Source organism: Lysobacter sp. BMK333-48F3 (assembly GCF_019733395.1).
Classification (GTDB): domain Bacteria; phylum Pseudomonadota; class Gammaproteobacteria; order Xanthomonadales; family Xanthomonadaceae; genus Lysobacter.
In genome coordinates this window covers 2235145-2252215 of sequence record NZ_JAIHOO010000001.1, presented here as the reverse complement: position 1 = coordinate 2252215, position 17071 = coordinate 2235145, and the positions used below count along the sequence as shown (strand labels likewise).

At 70.4% G+C, this 17071-nt stretch carries 12 protein-coding genes; 4 read left to right on the top strand and 8 right to left on the bottom strand.

The window, feature by feature from the left end; genetic code table 11:
* Positions 1-53 precede the first annotated feature (53 nt).
* Together K4L06_RS09530 and K4L06_RS09525 are read left to right on the top strand one after the other, a co-directional pair.
* Positions 54-1340: an MFS transporter gene (locus K4L06_RS09530; RefSeq protein ID WP_221671168.1), complete on the top strand. Its 1287-nt coding sequence runs from the start codon at positions 54-56 to the stop codon at positions 1338-1340.
* Positions 1341-1548: 208 nt separating this feature from the next.
* Positions 1549-3165, top strand: coding sequence for a peptidoglycan recognition family protein (locus tag K4L06_RS09525; RefSeq protein WP_221671167.1), 1617 nt, complete (start codon positions 1549-1551; stop codon positions 3163-3165).
* A gap of 390 nt (positions 3166-3555) precedes the next feature.
* On the opposite strand, the gene K4L06_RS09520 is transcribed toward K4L06_RS09525, so the two are convergent.
* Both K4L06_RS09520 and K4L06_RS09515 read right to left on the bottom strand, forming a co-directional pair.
* The gene (locus tag K4L06_RS09520) at positions 3556-4098 is read right to left on the bottom strand and encodes a hypothetical protein (RefSeq protein ID WP_221671166.1); all 543 of its coding nucleotides are present in this window, start codon (positions 4096-4098) and stop codon (positions 3556-3558) included.
* A gap of 224 nt (positions 4099-4322) precedes the next feature.
* Positions 4323-4532 carry a cold-shock protein gene (locus K4L06_RS09515; protein ID WP_064747037.1) on the bottom strand — a complete coding sequence of 70 codons (210 nt, stop codon included), beginning with the start codon at positions 4530-4532 and terminating at the stop codon, positions 4323-4325.
* A 424-nt stretch (positions 4533-4956) separates the two neighbouring features.
* Here K4L06_RS09515 and K4L06_RS09510 point away from each other — a divergent pair, with 424 nt between their 5' ends.
* Positions 4957-5706: a hypothetical protein gene (locus tag K4L06_RS09510; protein WP_221671165.1), complete on the top strand. Its 750-nt coding sequence runs from the start codon at positions 4957-4959 to the stop codon at positions 5704-5706.
* A gap of 44 nt (positions 5707-5750) precedes the next feature.
* Here the strand turns inward: K4L06_RS09510 and K4L06_RS09505 are convergent, their stop codons facing one another.
* The 4 genes from K4L06_RS09505 to K4L06_RS09490 form a co-directional block, all read right to left on the bottom strand.
* Positions 5751-6665 carry a HEAT repeat domain-containing protein gene (locus K4L06_RS09505; RefSeq protein WP_221671164.1) on the bottom strand — a complete coding sequence of 305 codons (915 nt, stop codon included), beginning with the start codon at positions 6663-6665 and terminating at the stop codon, positions 5751-5753.
* Between the two features lie 145 nt (positions 6666-6810).
* On the bottom strand, positions 6811-7575 hold the full coding sequence (locus tag K4L06_RS09500) for a M23 family metallopeptidase (protein WP_221671163.1): 765 nt from the start codon (positions 7573-7575) through the stop codon (positions 6811-6813).
* Between the two features lie 56 nt (positions 7576-7631).
* Positions 7632-9764: a SpoIID/LytB domain-containing protein gene (locus K4L06_RS09495; RefSeq protein WP_221671162.1), complete on the bottom strand. Its 2133-nt coding sequence runs from the start codon at positions 9762-9764 to the stop codon at positions 7632-7634.
* A 133-nt stretch (positions 9765-9897) separates the two neighbouring features.
* Positions 9898-11823 (bottom strand): peptidoglycan recognition family protein, encoded by a 1926-nt coding sequence (locus K4L06_RS09490; protein ID WP_221671161.1) that lies wholly within the window; start codon positions 11821-11823, stop codon positions 9898-9900.
* A gap of 341 nt (positions 11824-12164) precedes the next feature.
* On the opposite strand from K4L06_RS09490, the gene K4L06_RS09485 reads away from it, so the two are divergent.
* Positions 12165-14291, top strand: coding sequence for a hypothetical protein (locus K4L06_RS09485; RefSeq protein ID WP_221671160.1), 2127 nt, complete (start codon positions 12165-12167; stop codon positions 14289-14291).
* Positions 14292-14731: 440 nt separating this feature from the next.
* Here the strand turns inward: K4L06_RS09485 and K4L06_RS09480 are convergent, their stop codons facing one another.
* Positions 14732-15103, bottom strand: a complete 372-nt coding sequence (locus K4L06_RS09480; RefSeq protein WP_221671159.1) for a hypothetical protein — start codon at positions 15101-15103, stop codon at positions 14732-14734.
* A gap of 611 nt (positions 15104-15714) precedes the next feature.
* Positions 15715-16881: a lactonase family protein gene (locus tag K4L06_RS09475; protein ID WP_221671158.1), complete on the bottom strand. Its 1167-nt coding sequence runs from the start codon at positions 16879-16881 to the stop codon at positions 15715-15717.
* Positions 16882-17071 lie beyond the last annotated feature (190 nt).

Sequence of the window (17071 nt, the reverse complement as noted above, 5' to 3'; positions counted from 1 at the left end):
TCCGCCCTTTCCCGCTACGCGCGACCTGCGCGCCCTGGCCTGTCCGATTCCGCATGAGCGCTTCCGCCGTCTCCGTCGCCGCCCCTACCGCCCGCCCGCTGTGGCAGGACCGCGCCTGGGTGCTGGCCGGCATCGTGCTGTCGGCGTTCACCCTGCGCACCGCGGTGACTTCGCTGACGCCGCTGCTGCAGGCGCTGGGACAGGAATTCGGTTTCGGCTCGACCATGACCGGCGTGTTCGGCATGGTGCCGACCGCGGCGTTCGCCGCCTTCGGCGTGGCCACGCCGGCGCTGGCGCACCGCATCGGCCTGGAACGCGCGGCCTTGCTGGCGATGGCGCTGGCCGCGGTCGGTCTGTTCGCGCGCGCCCTGGCCGGCGGCACCTGGCCCTTGCTCGCCGCCTCGGCGGTGGCGCTGGCCGGCATGGGCATCGGCAACGTGGTGTTGCCGCCGCTGGTGAAACGCTATTTCGCCGACCGTGTCGGCACGCTGAGCACCGCTTACATCACCGTGCTGCAGCTCGGCACCATCCTGCCGGCGCTGGCCGCGGTGCCGCTGGCGCAACAGGCCGGGTGGCGGGTGTCGCTGGGCTCGTGGTCGCTGGTCGCGGTGGCCGCCGCGCTGCCGTGGCTGGCGGTGTTGTGGATGGAGCGGCGCGGCAGTTCGGCGCAGGCGCGCGCGCTGGCCGACACCCACGACCGCGCAGTGCGCGCCGGCGACGAGGCGCCGGAATTGGCCGCGCCGCCGGCACCGGCCGCGCGCGGCCGGGTGTGGCGCTCGCCGGTGGCCTGGGGCATGACGCTGATGTTCGGCATGACCTCGCTGATCACCTATTCGATGTTCACCTGGCTGCCCAAGCTGCTGACCGAAGCCGGCGGCAGCGCGGCGCTGGGCGGCAGCATGGTCGCGCTGTTCTCCACCCTGGGCCTGGTCGGCGCGCTGTGCATCCCGTCGCTGGCGGTGCGCATGGCCAATCCGTTCCCGCTGGTGATCGGTTTCCTGCTGTGTTTCCTCGGCGGTTTCGCCGGCCTGCTGTTGGCGCCGATGCAGCTGACCTATCTGTGGGTGGCGCTGATCGGTCTTGGCCCGAGCACCTTCCCGCTGGCGCTGACCCTGATCAATCTGCGCACGCGCACGCCGGCCGGTTCGGCGGCGCTGTCGGGCTTCATGCAGGGCCTGGGCTACACCGTCAGCTGCCTGGGCCCGCTGCTGTTCGGCTGGCTGCACGACCTCAGCCACGGTTGGCGGTGGCCGTTCGCGATGCTGACCGCCTGCCTGCTGGTGCTGGGTTTCGGCGCCTACCTGGCGTGCAAGCCGCGCCTGCTCGAGGACAGTTGGTAAGAGCGCGACCTCACCCGTTCATCCGACGCATCGACGCGCAGCCGCTTCTGCGCTGCGTCGGACTGGAAGCCAGGACACAGATTACAAATGCGCACGCGGTCGGTTTCCGGCAGCGTGTCACGTCGCCGCCGCGAGCGCGCACGACAATGATCGAACGGGATCCATACGCATCTTTCAACGGATACAGACTTCCGAAGGAGATCGTTCGATGCATCTGCACCATCTCGCCGCCGGCATCGGCGGCGCACTGTGTTTGGCCGTCGGCGCGGCCGGCGCCGCGCAGCGGCCCAGTCTCGACAGCCTGCGTTTCGAACTCGACCGCACCCAGGCCCTGGTGCTGGCGCAAGCCCAGCGCGCGGCCTATCCGGAGTACTTCCGCCGCGCCTATGCGCGCTATCCCAACCTGCCCGCCGGCGCGCTGGAAGCCATCGCCTACGCCGAAACCGGCTGGAACCACGTCCGGCCCGACGCCGCACAGGACGCGCACGAGCTGCACATGCCGCGTTCCTACGGGGTGATGGGCCTCTATCACGGCGGCGGTTTCGCCGATCAAGTGGGCGACGGCGCACGCCTGATCGGGCGCACCGCGCGGCAGGTGATCGACGATCCGCAGAGCAATATCCTCGCCGCTGCCGCCCTGCTCGACCGCGCCCTCGCTGCCGGCCAGGGCGGCGCGCGCAGCCGCGCCTTGGCGCGCAGCGAAGATCTCGCTCCGGCGCTGGCGCGTTACGCCGGCTACGGCGCCTCCGACCACGGCCTGGCCGCCTACGCGCGGCAGAGCTTCGCTTACGGGGTGCTGGACACGTTGCAGCGCGGCGTCGACGCGCAGGGCGTGCGGATCGCGCCGCAACCGCTGCGGCTGGAGCGCGCGTTCGCGCCGGAACAACTGCGCAAGCTGCGCGCGCCGGCGCTGCGCATCGATGCCGGCGACGGCAGCGTGCGGGTCGACGAGGCGTTCGCGCGCGAGCTGTCGCAAGAGGTTCGCGCCGCGCCGTCCGGCGACGTCTCGGTCAAGGCGGTCGACTTCGGCGAGGCGATCTGGAACCCGGCCAGCTCGAGCAACTACAGCACCGCCGGCAATGCCATGAGCGCGGTGATCCTGCACACCATGGAAGGCTCCTACGCCGGCTCGATCGCCTGGTTCCAGAACCCCAGCGCGCAGGTGTCGGCGCATTACCTGATCCGCAAGTCGGACGGCCAGATCACCCAGATGGTGCGCGAGCACCATCAGGCCTGGCATGCCAAGTACCACAACAACTACACGGTCGGCATCGAGCACGACGGCCGCGCCGCGGATGCGGCCAACTGGTCGAGCGCGATGCTCAACGCTTCGGCGCGTTTGACCAAGAGCCTGTGCGCGCGGCGCGGCATCGACTGCCGCACGGCCTGGAACGGGCCCGGCTACGACACCTGGCACCTGGTCCCGGACAGCGTGCGGATCAAGGGCCACGGCATGCTGAGCCAGAACCAGAACCGCTACGACCCGGGCAAGTATTTCCCCTGGACCAGCTACTACACCCTGCTCAACGGCGGCGGCGGCACGCCGACCCCGGGCAAGTACTGGGTCGACACCTTCGCCGACGCCACCGGCTACAAGTGGCCGTCGACGCTGACCCCGTTGGGCACGCTCTACAAGGGCACGAACTACGTGTACTGCAAGGCCTGGGGCCAGGAAGTGCGGGTCGGCGACAGCTACAACCACTACTGGCTGAAGACCGACCTCGACGTCGGCCCGGCCGGAGCCTGGGTGTCGGCGTACTACCTCAGCCGCTGGGGCAACGACGAGGCCCGCGACAACAGCGGTGCGGTGATACCGGATTGCTGATCCGCTGACGCGGCCGCCGCGCTGCGGGTGGGCCGCAGCGCGGCGGCTGGGATTGGCTTGAAGCAAGAGCAAATCCCCCCTACCCGTCCGGCCAGCAGGCCCAGCCTGCTGGCGTTCGATCGTGCGCGAACCTGCGGTTCGCAAGCGCACGCTCTCACCCTTTTTCAAAGGGGGAAAGGCACAGCAATGCCGCTTCTCATCCGTAAGGCCGTAAGGCTGGTCGCTCTGCGCGTAGCGCTGCTGTTCCCCCCTTTGAAAAAGGGGGGCTAGGGGGGATTTGCTTTGGCTCGGCTTTAGCCTCGGCGGCGGCTTGCGGCGTTTGCGCCGGGCGGCGCGATTGCGCGGTCGCGGCTTAGGCCGCGGCTACCCCGCCTGCACGCAGGGCCACGCTCAGAACGCGTCGCTGCCCGGGCGCAGGTCGATGCCGAGGGCGGCGCAGACCGCCTGCATGTTCTCGTCGTCGCGGCGCAGGGCGATCCAGCCGGCGTAGGCGTCGCCGCCGGTGTCGCGGTTCCACAGGGTGTAGCCGTGCTCGCGCAGGCGGTCGTAGGCGCGGGCCATCAGTTCGGGCACGTCGGTGCCGGCGAGGAATTCCTCGTCGCCCGGGTCTTCCACGCCCCAGTCCACGCGCAGGTTCCAGCGCGCGGCCAGTTGGGCGATCGCGTCGATGAAGGTCTCGGTGTCTTTCCAGTCGACGTAGTAGCCCGAGGTCCAGTCGATGATCTCCTGCACCAGGTCGGCGACGTCGCCGGCTTCGCCCTCCTCGCGCGCCTCGCGGAAGCGGCCGAACTGCTGCAGCGCGGTGTCCTCGTCGCCGGGATTGATCAGCAGCAGCAACTGCCAGACCAGGGCTTCGTCGTCGAACTCGCGGTCGTCGTCGGCGAAATCGTAGCCGTCGTCTTCGTAATCGGATTCGTTGTCGGGTGCGCTCATGGCCGGGTCGCAGGCAGGGTCGAAATCGGGAAAAGCCGCGCCGATGGTGCGCGCTGGCGCGCGGCTTGGGAAGCGCGGGGCGCGGCCGGCCGCGCAGCCGCCCGATTGCGAACGCCGGGCGCCGGCCGGAGGCCTCCGGAAACGAAAAAGCCCGGCTTGCGCCGGGCTTTCGCGGCCGCTGCGCCCGAAGGCGCGGCGGCGAGGTCAACGCAGAACCCTAAGGTTCAGAGCGCCTGCACCTGGTCGGCCTGCAGGCCCTTCTGGCCCTGGGTCACGACGAAGGAGACCTTCTGGCCTTCCTGCAGGCTCTTGAAACCGGTGCCCTGGATCGCGCGGAAATGCACGAACACGTCATCGCCGCTCTCACGGCTGATGAAGCCAAAGCCCTTGGCATCGTTGAACCACTTGACGGTACCGACTTCACGATCCGACATTTGCTAACTCCTTGAACATACTTAACTATGGATATACCGCCGAGGCGGCGTTGAGCTGGTTGCAAGGAGGAAGCCAGGTGAAACGATGGAGTGGATCAGCGATCTACGGCATCGGGTCACGACCTACGGTGACCCTTGACGAACTCAGCACGCACACCGTAGTGGTGTCCAGGACGAAAATCAATTGGCCCCGGGCATCGATGTTCAGCCGTTTCGGCAATCTGATGCCGGGTTCACAGTCCCCGAGGCCGGTCCCGGCGCCCCTTCCGGCCCTGGCCGGAGCCGCCCCCTCGCCCGTAGTTGCTTGATTTAGTTCGATTTCGTGCCGCAGGTCCAGGTATGGGCCGACGATCGCCGGATTCGCTCAAGGTTTCCCAGCTGAACGACATTCATACTTCTTGGCACATTAGCCAGGGACGATCCGATGCCGTTGCATGAACTGGACACCCCCTTGTCGCCGCCGACCGCGGCCGACTTCGCCGCGGTCCGCGCCGGCGCCCCGTCCCTGCCGGTCTCGCCGGACCCGGATTTCGGCGCGATCGAGGCCGCCGCGGCGCAGGGCGGTAGCTTCGCCGCCCTGGTCCGGCGCCTGTCGCCCTGCCATTGCGGCACCCTGTTCGGCGCCGCCCACCTGGCCCAGCGCCTGGCCCCGGCGCGCAGCGTGCGCAGCGCGGGCGCGACGCTCGACGGCCACAGTCCGCGCGCCCTGGTCGGCGACCTGGAAGTCGAGGGCGACCTGTCGGTCGGCGCGGCCCTGGTCGTGGCCGGCAACCTCAATGTCCACGGCGTGCTGCGCGATGCCGGGCCGGCCTCGCGCATCGTCGTGACCGGCCATGTGCGCGCCGGCCATATCGACAGCAGCGGCTGGATCCTGGCCGGCGGCGACGTCGCCGCGCGCGGCCTGATCCATGGCGAGCGCGGCGCGGACCGCCGCGGCGAACCGGGCGAGGACGCGCTCGAGGCCCTGGGCGCGATCCGCGCCCGCGCGGTGATCGGCGACGAACACGGCTTCGAGGCCGGCGCCGGCTTCGACGTCGAGCACCGTCCGCTGCAAGCCGGCGCCCGCGGCGAACACGTGTTCGACCGGCGCGACCGGCGTCATCTGGACCAGTTGCTCGCCTCGTTCGGCGAACACTGGGTGCATCGCTTCGTCGCGCCTACGGTGCGCAGCTAGGCCCGCCCCGTCCGCGCGCAGCCAGGCGCGCGCGAGGCCGCGGCTCAGCCGCCCTCGCCGCTGTCGGCGTCGGCCTGGGCCTGGGCGCGGCGCCAGATGCCGTACTCGGCGCGGTTGAGCCGGAACTGCTGCAGGGCGAAGGTCGCCGCGCCGCGGTCGGCGGCGCTGGAGGCCGGGTCGGCGGCGATCGCCAACAAGGCTTCCTTGAGCCGGTCGCTGCGGATGTGCGAGCCCTGGATGCCGGCGATGGCCTTGGCCCGCACCTCGGCGGAAGAGTCCAGGATCGCGCGGTGCAGCAGGTCCTCGGCCTGTTCGCCATCGTCCCATTGCGCCAGTTGCAGCACCGCCTGCGCGCGCAGGGCCGGATCGGGGTGGCGCGCCAGCGTCGCCAGTTCGGCGATCACCGGCGCGGCGTCCTCGCTGGCCATGGTCGCCGGGGTCAGCATCGCCACCAGTTCGCCCATGCGTTGCGGGTCGCCGCCCTGGCCGAGCTTGGCCAACAAGGTGTCGCGCACTTCGGCGCGGTCCATCGGATAGGCGGCGAGCAGGGCCAGCCCGTCGCGTTCGTCTTCGGCGCGCGTGCTCGCCGTCAGCGACAGGGCGAAGCGCAGCACCTCCTCGCCGGATACGGCGTTGAGCAGGGCCAGCAGTTCGCCGCGCGCGACCGGCTCGGTCTGGTCGCGATAGCGCTGCATCAGGCCGCGCAGGAAGGCCGGGTCGGACGCGGCGCGGCGGCGCAGGGCTTCGAAACTGACCCGCTCGCTGCCGATCGAAACGTAGTCCGGCAGCGCCGCGGAAGCATCGTGCGCGGGTGTCGTCGCTCGCGACGCGGCGGCGGCGGCGGTGTCCGGCGTCGCAGGCGCGGCAGCGCCGTCGCGCCGCGCCACGTAGGCGCCGCCCAGCACGGCGCCGAGCGCGGCCGAGGCGAGTGCAATCAACACGACGGAGGCGGGTTTCATCGGACGACGGGGGATTCGGGATTCGGGACTGGCGAAGCTTAGCGGCGCGGGGCGTTCGGCAAAAAGAATACGCTGCGGCGTCGGGGGGACACCGCAGCGTACGCCGACCGGCGGAACGGCCGGCGAAAACGCAAAACTCAGCCGGTCAGCACGGCGGCGCGACGCGGCCGTCCGAACCGGTGTAGGTGTAGGCGTCCGGAATGAAACGGCCGCTGCCGATCCGGTTCCAGATGTTGCTGGTGCCGTAGGTGCCGGTGACCGAGCTACCGGTGGTCTGGCACTGGATGGTCACGCTGGTACCGTCGGCGAGGCTGCCGACGATCGAGTACGAGGTGCCCGGGCCGGAGCGCACGTTGAGCGGGGTGCCGTTGGTGTTGACCTGGCCGTTGCCGCTGCTGCTGCCGCAGGAGTTGCGGCTGGTGTAGCTGTTGGTGCCGTAGTAGAGGATCTGGCTGCCGTTGAACACGATCCGCTGCGCGCTGCCGTTGAGGCGTTCTTCGAAGTGCAGGTGGGCGCCGGTGGAGCCGCCGGTGTTGCCGACGGTGCCGATCTGGCGGCCCATCGCCACGCTCTGGCCGACCGAGACCGAGAACGCGTTGAGGTGGGCGTACAGCGTGGTCCAGCCGCCGCCGTGGTCGACCACCACGTACTTGCCGTAGCTGGTGCTGCCGAGGTTGCGCACGACCGTGACGGTGCCGGCGGCGGCGGCGACCACCGGGTCGCCTTCGTCGTTGGTGCGGTTGAAGTCGACCGAGTTGACCGGGTTGTGGTTGGTGCGGGTCTGGCCCGACCAGACTTGGCCGCAGGGGAACGGCATCTGGAAGTTCGGTGCGGCCTGCGCCGCGGTGCCGAACAGGGCGGCGAAGGCGAACAGCGCGGCGGCGGTTCGGGTACGGAAGGAACAAGGCATGGCGGATGCTCCAGGATGAGGTCGCGCCGTTGCCGACGGCGCGACACGGGGGGAAATCAATGGACGATCTGCACGTCGTCCAGATAGAGGTTCACGTCGTAGCTGGTCTGTTCGCGCAGGAACCAGACCGCGTCCAGGCGCACGCTGGCGGCGTCGATGCTGCCGTTGCTGGCGCCGGCCCAGGCGTTCCACTGCGCCGGGTCGTCCAGCGCCCACTCCAGCCAGGTCCATTGCCCGGTCGGGATCGCGCGCGCGACCGCGCGCTCGGTGCCGTCGCTGTCGTCGATGCTCAGCGAGGCGGTCACGCCGCTGGCGCCGGTGTAGACCCAGAAGCCGACCCGGCCGCGCGCGGTCACCAGTTCCAGGTTGTTGGCCGGCGCACCGCCGCCGGACAACAGCCGCACCGCCCAGGCCGTGCTCACCGCCGGGTCGTCCTTCAGCAGCACGCGCAGCGAGCAGTTGCCGTTCTTGCGCGTGCCGCAGTCCTGCTGGGCCAGCGAGGCGGTGGAGATGCCGACCGTGCTGCCGGACAGGGTCGGCGCGCTGGCGAAGCGACCGACGCCGCTCTCGAAGCCGTCCATCACCACCGCGCCGCCGCCGACCCCGCCGTCGTTGGCGAGGAAGGCGTTGCGCATGCCGCCGGGCTGGTTGTTGCCGTTGAAGTAGTGATTGGCGATCCAGCGCCAGTCGCGGCCCTGGTTGGCGGCCCAGCGCTGGGTGCCCCACTGGCTCATGCCGCGGCCGTGGCCGAAGCAGCCGCGATTGCGCCCGACTTCGTCGCTGAGGCAGGGCCAGTTGTTGCGCGGCGAACCGTTGCGGCCGTTGCCGCAGCTGAGGTCGTTGTTGACGCAGGACAGACCGTCGGAGGGATCGTCCCAGGCGTTGTTCTCGGCCGAGTACTCGCTGAAGGCGGCGGTGCGGCCGTCGCGGGTCAGCAGCACGCCGCGGGTGGCCGCGGCCGCGGCGACGGTGGCCGAGACGCTGTCGGCGTTGAACGCCTGGCAGGAGGTGCTGGCGCAGATGTCGTAGCGGCTGTTGACCGGATGGGCGACGTAATAGGCCGCGTAGCTGCGATAGGCGACCGCGCCGGCGGCGAGCGAGTCGGCGTCCCAGGACGGGATCCACTCCTCGTCGAGGCCGCGGCCGACGTAGTCCTCGAACGCGTACACCGACACCCCGGTGCAGGAACGGCCGGAGCAATTGGTGCCGACGCGGATGCTGCTCGGCACCGGCACGCTCGCCGCCTGCGCCGCCAACTGCTGCGCCAGCGCGCGCGAAGCGGGCCGGGCCGGGTCCAGCGCGGCGTCGGCCTGGGCCGCGGCATCGCTATCGATCCGGACCTGGTCGGCGGCCGACACCGGCCGCTGCCGGTCGACGCTTTCGCGCGCGCGCGCCTGCACGTGGCGGCGATCGACCACCGCCACGCCGGCCCCGGCGTCGAGGTCGACGATCAGGTGGCGGCTGTCGTTGAGCAGCGGCAGGCCGCTCAGGCGTTGGCTGCGGTAGCCGGCGCCGGCGACGCGCAATTCGATTTCCGCCGGCAAGGCCTCGCGATCGGCGCTCTGCGCCTGCGGCAGGCGCGCCTGCAGTTCGAAATAGCCGCTCGCGTCGGTCAGCGCCTGCTCGCCCTGGCTGCTGCGCACGCGCGCGCCGGCCACCGGCGCGCCGCTGGCTCGGTCGTAGACGTGGCCGCTGAACACCGCGCAATCGGCGCAGGCGGCGGCCTTCAAGGCCAGCAGGTCCAAGGCCTCGGACGGGGTCGACGGCGACAGCCAGACCGTGGTCGGCAGGCTCGGCGCGGCGTCGACGCGCAGCGGCAGGCTCAGGGCCTCGTGGCCGGGTGCGGCGACGGTCAAGCGGTAATCGCCGGCGGAAAGGCTGGCGACCCGCCCGCCTCGCGTACCGGCGTTCAGTTCGAGCGCGCGCGCGCCGTCGCGCTCCAGCCGTAGTTGCGCGGCCAGAGCGCGGCCGGTGACCGCGTCGCGCACGCGGATATCGAGCGGACGACGCAACGGCGCGGCATCGGCGGCGAGGCCGGATGCGCCGGCCGGCGCGGACGGCGGCGCGGACGGGCGGGTCAGCCAATGAGCGAAGACCGCGCCGGCCAGCAGCAAGGCCAGCGGCGCCGGCCAGGCCGGCACGCGCCGCGCGGACGCGCGCGGCCGGCCGCTGTGCGGATTGTCGGACATGAATTCCCCCTGTGCGCCGCAGGCGGCGCGTCATGGTCGGGCGATGGGAAACGCGATGCGGAGCGCGGAGCGCGCCAAGGCGACCGGGCGCGCGCAGGCCGGGTGCGGGAGGCCGGCCTGCGCGACGCGCCGATCAGTACTTGACCTGGACGTCGTCCAGATAGACGTTGACGTCGTACGCGGTCTGGTCGCGGTAGAACCACACCGCGTCGAGCTTCACCGTCGAGGCGGTGATCGCGCCGTCGGCGCCGCCGACCCAGGCGTCCCATTGCGCGGCGTCGTCCAGGCGCCACTCCAGGTAGGTCCAGGCGTTGGCCGGAATCGCGCGGCTGACCGAACGCTCGGTGCCGTCGCTGTCGTCGACGCCGAGCGCCGCGCTCAGGCCGGTGGCGCCGGTGTAGACCCAGAACCCGACCTTGCCGTTGCTGCGGTTGAGCGCGGCGTTGCTGGCCGGCGTGCCGCTGGCCGAGAGCAGGCGCACCGCCCAATCCGACGCGGTGGCGGTGTCGTCCTTCAACAGCACCCGCAGCGAGCACTCGCCGTTCTTGCGCGTGGTGCAGTTGCGCTCGGCCAGCGAGGCCGAAGAGATGCCGGTGGTGCTTCCCGAGTAGGCCGGCCCGGTGTCGAAGTGGCCGACCGAGCTTTCGAAGCTGTCGATCACGCTGCCGGTGCCGCTGCCCGGATTGAGCAGGTTGTAGTAGCGCGCCCAATCCCAGTTGATGCCCGGGTCGGTGTGGGTCTGGCTGCTGTAGTGCTGGTGGCCCTTCACCTTGACGCTGGTCGGCAGCACGTTGATGCCGCTGCCGGCCGGGCCCTTGTAGGCGCTGGCGCAGCTGATCGCGCTGTAGCGGGCGCAGAAGTGCCGGGTCAGCGCGGCCGAGGCGTTGTACATCGCCGCGGTGTACCAGCTGGCGTTGTTGACGAAGCCTTCGTGCTCGATGCCCAGGGTGGTCTTGTTGTGCACGCCGACGTGATGGGCGGCGCGGCTCTCGCGCACCATCTGGGTGATCTGGCCGTCGGAGCTGCGGATCAGGTAGTGCGCGCTGACGCTGTAGGGGTTGTTCTGGAACCAGGAGATGCTGCCGGCGTAGTAGCCCTGCATGGTGTGGATGGTGACCGAGTCGTACGAGGTGCGGTCGGAGTGGTAGGGCGAAGCCACCCACAGCGCCGGGCCGTAGTCGGTGCTCTTGGTGTCGAAGTTGGCCGCCGCCGGCGCGGTCAGGGTTTCGCTGCGCGGGTCGATGGCGTAGCTCGGCGCGGCCGCGCCGACCGCCTCGACCTTGTCGTTGGCCACGTCCAGGCGCACGAACGGCGCGCGCAGTTGGACCAGCTTGCGCGCGTCGAAGGCGCGTTCCCAGGCGACCGCGCGCGCCGGCACGACGATGCCGCGGTCGTTGACGCCCTTGTCCTGCGCCAGCAGGACGTCGAAGGCGAAGCTGGAGCGGGCGTGGTCCTGGATCGCGCTCTTGGCCGCGACGCCGCCGTGGGCGAAGCCGGCGTAACGTTCCAGCGCGGCGCGGGTGGCTTCGACCGGCGCGTCGGCGCGCAGGCCGTCGGCGCGCAGTTCGCGATCGAGCAGGGCCGCGGCGGCGAGGATGTTGCTCGCCGGGTCGCGCTGCACGCGCGCGGCCGGCACGCCGAGCAGGCGCGCGCCCTCGCCGATCTGGTCGGCGAAGCCTTCGCCGCGGTACAGGCCCATCACGCCATAGGACTGCGGCATGTGCTGGTGCTGCTCGCCGTAGCCGGCGGTCTGCGGCTGCAGGTGCTGCCAGCGGCTCATCACGTAGGCCACCGATTCCAGGGTGCCGCGCGGAATCGACGGATAGCGCGCGTAGGCCTGGCGGAAGTAGTTCGCGTACAGGGCGCGATCGACCCGGGCCAGGGATTCCTCGACCTGCAGGCGCTGGGCCAGGGCGCGGTCTTCGCCCGCGGCCTGCGGCCTCGACTGGGCCAGCGCCGGCGCGGCGACGGCGGCGATCAGGGCGGCCAGGGCCAGGCTCAGGCCGGAGTGGAGCGGGCGCCGCGCGACAGCGGAACGGCCACCGGAATATTCGTTCATGATATTTATCCCCAAGAGAATTAAAAATTCCCGCGCCGCCCTTGTACTGCATTTGCCTGACCGGCAAGTGCTGCGCGATGGGTCGTGAGGTAGCAATGTCGCGTTCCGCGACTGCGATCACTCGTGAATTGAGCGCGGCGGCGGAAGGCTGCAAAACGCCGGCCGCCCCGGCCGTATGGACGCGATGCAGCGCCGCAGGCGCGCCGCGGGGAAATGCGCGAAAACGCCGAGCGCAACGGTGCGCAGCACCTGGGGTAAACCCTAATGTTGCCGATTTGTGACATTGGATAGCGTGTCGCGGTTTAGGCACATCCGTTGCCGTAGCGACTGGGGAGAGAGGCATGAGTGGAGGAATCGGCGGAGTCAGCTGGCAGACGTTCAATCGCCTGCCGCCGGAAGACCAGCAGGCGATCCGCGACTCGGTCGCGCGCCAGGAGGCCGTGCAGAGCGAGCCCGCGGCGCCGGCCAGCGCGCCCGGCACCGAGACCCCGCCGGCGCTGAAGCCGGCCGAGGCGAAAACGCCGGAGCAGGCGGTGGCCTCGATCAACGACCTGCCCCTGCCCAAGACCGACGACCTCAACGGCATGCCGTCGCCGGTGTATCAGTCGGTCTACCAGCCGCGGGTGACCCAGTTCACCACCACCCGGCGCGAGGAAGCGCAGGCCGCGCTGGACCGCTTCGAGCCGAAGTGGGAGGACTACCGCGACAGCGGCCTCAACGGCGCGACCGCGAGCTACGAATACGGCGAGGCGCGCGACGCGTTCAACAACAATCCCTACGTCAAGGAACTCAAGCGCATCGTCGGCGAAGCCACCGACAAGCCGACCGAAGTGCCGGCCTACCTGCGCAACGATCCTTCGACCCGGACCAATCCCGAAGCGGTCACCAATCTGCCGATCGACACCGCGCGCGACGCGCTCAAGACCTTCGGCGTGGAGCTGCCGGCCAACCCGACCCCGCAGCAGATCGCGGCCGGTTACGAACTGCTCGGCGCGATGCCGCAGGACCTGGTCGCCTACGCGATCAATCCCGGCACCCAGGTCACCTACAACGCGCCGCTCGCCGGCATCGGCACGCCGTCGTTCATACCGGTGCGCGCCGAGGCGGGCTTCAGCTTCGAGGGCAAGGTCGAACTGTCCGACGTGCAGACCGGCGTCGACTTCCAGCAGACCCAGCAGTTCAAGACCTCGGTGCAGTTGCAGAGCGAGGCCGGCGTCGACGTCGGCAAGACGCCGCTGAACAAGCTCTACCAGGCCGCCACCCTGCTGCGCCAGGTCTCGCCCGAAGCCAAGGAGCTGATCGAAGGCTCGCCGCTGCTGAAGAACGTGGTCAAGGGGCTGCCGATCTCCGGCCATTACACCGAATTCGAAGGCAGCCGCCTGAGCTACGAAGCGACGGTGACCACGCAGCAAGGCACCAAGCTCGCCAACGGCGACATGAGCGGCATGCCCAACCCGCTGGATCCGCTCGGCATGCCCACCGGCACCTCGGTGCTGATGCGCGGCCAGGACCTGCAGGGCTCGGACTTCGCGATCAACTACAAGGCCTTCACCCTGGCCGGCAACCACACCGAGCTCGACGGCGCCGGCTTCGGCGTGCGCAAGCTCGAAGGCTCGGTGGTCGAGGTCTACGCCGGTCCGATCCAGACCGTGGAGAACGCGACCTTCTTCGGCCTCGGCCGCGCCGGCACCGCGGCGATCGGGGTCAGCGTCGACACCAGTATGGAAAACCGCTCGCTGAGCACCGCGCGCATCGACCTGGCCACGCCGGAAGGCCAGCAGGCCTACCAGAACTTCATGAACGGCGGCCGCGTGCCGGACTGGAACCCGCCCGGCGTGCAGCGCTCGGGCACCAGCGAGGTGCTCAACGCCGAGCACGCCACCCGCCTGGGCATCGACCTGGGCCCGCTGTCGTGGCAGACCGGCGGCAACAGCCAACTGACCATCACCCGCAACGTCTGGCAGGACGGCACGGTCGATCAGCAGAACACCTACACCTCGGCCGACGGCATGACCAGCGACGTGCAGTTCCAGGTCGGCAGCGACGGCAAGCCGATCGACAGCAAGACCGAGTGGAAGATCGTGCTGAGCGATTTCAATCCGATCCTCACCTCTTATCTCAACGCCGCCTACAAGCCCGACCAGGTGAACAAGGACTTCGACGGCGAGCAGCACGTGCAACTGGAGTTCACCAGCGCGCAGTTGATGGAGCTGCGCGACCGCAGCCGCGCCCACGTCGGCTCGGTCGGCGGCCAGGAGCACCTGGCCGACCTGGATTCGGGCCGGATCACGCCGTGGAACACCAACGTCGCCGAGCATCTGGCGGTGGCCAAGACTCCGGACGAAGTGTTCGCGGTGCTGAGCAACGACTTCCACACCAGCCAGATCCCCGAGGACCTGCTGGCGATGGTGTTCGAGCAGGGCAACCGCGCGGTGCCGGGCACGATCAAGCTGCGCGACGCCGGTTGAGCCTGGCCATCGCACCTCGCTGAGGTGCCGCCGGCGACACGCGACGAGACCCGGCCATGCCGGGCCTCGCCGCATCGGGCTAAACGGCCTGTGCGCCGCGTCCCCGCCGCGAAGCTCCGCGCTTCGAATTCGACCGGCGGTCCGCGATGGAAAGAGTCGAAGCCCTGGCCGTCGGTCATGGCGCTTGCCGCGAACCTCCAGGCTGTTTCGAATCCGTCCGTCATGGCCTGCGTTGGAAGGCATCGACGCCCTGACCGTCGGTCATGGCGCTTGCCGCGAACCCCAAGCCGTTTCGAATCCGCCCGTCATGGCCTGCGTTGGAGGGCATCGACGCCCTGACCGTCGGTCACGGCGCTTGCCGCGAACCCTCAAGCCGTCATGCCCGCGCAGGCGGGCATCCAGGGGCTTCGGCGTCGTGTCGCGATCGAGCCGCGCGCCGGCTAGCGCGCGCGCCGCGCCTTCTTGCGCGCATGCCGGCTCAGGATCGTCCAACGCGGGCGCCGCCAGCGGCGCCGTGTCGCCGCGGGCGCAGCGCGCCCATCGTCGCGGCCTAGCGCGATCCGCACCGCCGCGCAGGCGATGCCCGCGCACAGCAGCGACACCAGCGCCTGCGCGCCGACCTCCATGGCGAAGCGCGCCGGCTGCTCGGCGAACACGAACGAGGCCCGGCGCAGGCGCACCACGCCGGTCAGCGCGGTGGCGAGCAGATTGGCCATGCCCCACAGCGCGGTGCTGCCGCAGATCAACGCCAACAACGCCGCGAACACCCGCGCACCGGCGCCGATCGGCCCGTGGCGGGCCGCCTGCGCCACGCCCGCCGCCTCCGGCGACGCGTCATGACGGACCGGACGAGCCGGCGCAACGAGGGCGACAGTGGAAGGCCGGGCGGAAGACGACGAGCGCCGGTCGCTCCCCGGCGGCGTGCGGCGCTGCATGCCTGGCTCGCGAATGGGGGCCGGCAGTGTCGGCCAAGCCCGCGCCCGGTCCAAGCCCCGAGCGCACGGTTTCGCGAACCCGGCCACATTGCGTCGCGATCGATGCGCCGAAACGAGAACTCGTCGAGGTGCGAAGCACATGCGACGCGGCGATTCGGAAACTGCGACGCGGGATTGGGGATTGGGGATTGGAGATTGGGGATTGGAGATTCGGCTTCGGCGTTCGAACGAAACCACCCCGTCCATCAGTCGCCCCAACTCTTATCGCCAGCCTCCTACCGCTTCCCCCCTTTGAAAAAGGGGGCCAGGGGGGATTTGCTTTTGACTACGCAGCCGACGACGTTCGAGCAACCGCAAAAGCTAAATCCCCCCTACCCCCCCTTTTTCAAAGGGGGGAACAGCATTGCCGACCTGATCGTTGGCCGTAGTCGCTTACTTATCGCCAGCGACACCACACAAACGACGGTTCGCAAATCCCCATCCCCGCCTCAAGGCACGAACTTCACATCCGACGGCGCGACCGCCGGCAAGGTCTGCACCGTGGCGCCGAGCAGGCCGGTGTCGGGATCGCGGGCGATCACCACCAGCGAGCCGCTGTGCTGGTTCGCCACCACCAGATGGCGGCCGTCCGGGGCCAGGGCGAACTCGCGCGGGCCGCGGCCTTCGCTGCTGCGGCGTTGCAGGGCGCTGAGCCGGCCGCTGGCGGCGTCGACCGCGTAGACGGCGATGTGGTTGTCTTCGCCGCGGTTGCTGGCGTAGAGATAACGGCCGTCGGCCGACAGATGCAGGGCCGCGGCGGCGTTGCCCTGGCGCCGGCCCGGATCCAGCGCCAGGGTCTGCACGATCGTCAAACGATCCTCGTCGCGCGCCAGCACCGCGATCTCGCCGCTCATTTCCAGGCTCAGATAGGCGTGCCGCCCGGATGCGTCGAACAGCAGGTGGCGCGGGCCGGTGCCGGGCGGCAAGGCCAGGTGCGGCGTGGCCGCGGCGCGCAACGGGCGTTCGGCGCTGCGCGCGGGGTCGTAGCGGTAGACATAGACCTTGTCCGCGCCCAGGTCGGCGGCGAGCAGGTAGCGTCCGTCCGGCGTCGGCACCGCCGCATGCACGTGGGTCGACGCCTGCCGCTGCGGATCGGCGCCGCTGGCGTGATGGGTCATCACCTGCACCGCCGGCTGCAAGCGGCCTTCGCCGTCGATCGGCAATACCGCCAGGGTGCCGCCAGGCGCGGCCTCGACCGCGTAATTGGCGACGAACAGATACCGGCCGTCGAGGCTGACGCGGGCGTGGGCGGGCTCGTCGCCGAGGCTGTTGGCCTGCGACAGGCGCTGCGAACGCGCGCTGCCGCGCGCCAGGGCGTAACTGCTGGCGCGTCCGACCGGGTCGGCCGAGCCCGGTCCGTTCTCGTTGAGCGCGAACAGATGCCGGCCGTCGGCGGAGAAGGTCAGCCAGGACGGATTGTCGGTTTCGATCACTTCCAACGGCTGCGGCTCGATCCGTCCGCTTTGCGTGTCGAAGCGATAGCGGCCGATGCCGCGGCACTGCGGGCCGGTGTAGCAGCCGACCAGCAATTCGGTCGCCGGGGCGGCGGCAGCGGCGGGCATGGCGGTAAAGCTCATCGACAGACTCCAGGCAAGCAGGACGGTTCGCAGATTCATCGGGGCTCCGGCGCGGCGGCGCGAGGTCCGATCCTGCCCCAAGCCCGGCCGGATCGCCACGCCGGGTGCGGCGATGCGATGCCGGCGCGGCCCGCGGATTTACACGCGCCGCCGCATCGCGGCTAAGAACCTTGCGCGGCAACGGATCGGCCGCGCCGCGGCGGCAACACGCGCCGCGGACGCAAGCCGG

Coding starts and splice junctions, on each gene's coding strand:
- K4L06_RS09495 (WP_221671162.1), bottom strand. CDS start 9,764: ATGTCCGACAATCCGCACAGCGGCCGGCCGCGCGCGTCCGCGCGGCGC.
- K4L06_RS09490 (WP_221671161.1), bottom strand. CDS start 11,823: ATGAACGAATATTCCGGTGGCCGTTCCGCTGTCGCGCGGCGCCCGCTC.
- K4L06_RS09515 (WP_064747037.1), bottom strand. CDS start 4,532: ATGTCGGATCGTGAAGTCGGTACCGTCAAGTGGTTCAACGATGCCAAG.
- K4L06_RS09475 (WP_221671158.1), bottom strand. CDS start 16,881: ATGAATCTGCGAACCGTCCTGCTTGCCTGGAGTCTGTCGATGAGCTTT.
- K4L06_RS09525 (WP_221671167.1), top strand. CDS start 1,549: ATGCATCTGCACCATCTCGCCGCCGGCATCGGCGGCGCACTGTGTTTG.
- K4L06_RS09500 (WP_221671163.1), bottom strand. CDS start 7,575: ATGCCTTGTTCCTTCCGTACCCGAACCGCCGCCGCGCTGTTCGCCTTC.
- K4L06_RS09520 (WP_221671166.1), bottom strand. CDS start 4,098: ATGAGCGCACCCGACAACGAATCCGATTACGAAGACGACGGCTACGAT.
- K4L06_RS09530 (WP_221671168.1), top strand. CDS start 54: ATGAGCGCTTCCGCCGTCTCCGTCGCCGCCCCTACCGCCCGCCCGCTG.
- K4L06_RS09510 (WP_221671165.1), top strand. CDS start 4,957: ATGCCGTTGCATGAACTGGACACCCCCTTGTCGCCGCCGACCGCGGCC.
- K4L06_RS09485 (WP_221671160.1), top strand. CDS start 12,165: ATGAGTGGAGGAATCGGCGGAGTCAGCTGGCAGACGTTCAATCGCCTG.
- K4L06_RS09505 (WP_221671164.1), bottom strand. CDS start 6,665: ATGAAACCCGCCTCCGTCGTGTTGATTGCACTCGCCTCGGCCGCGCTC.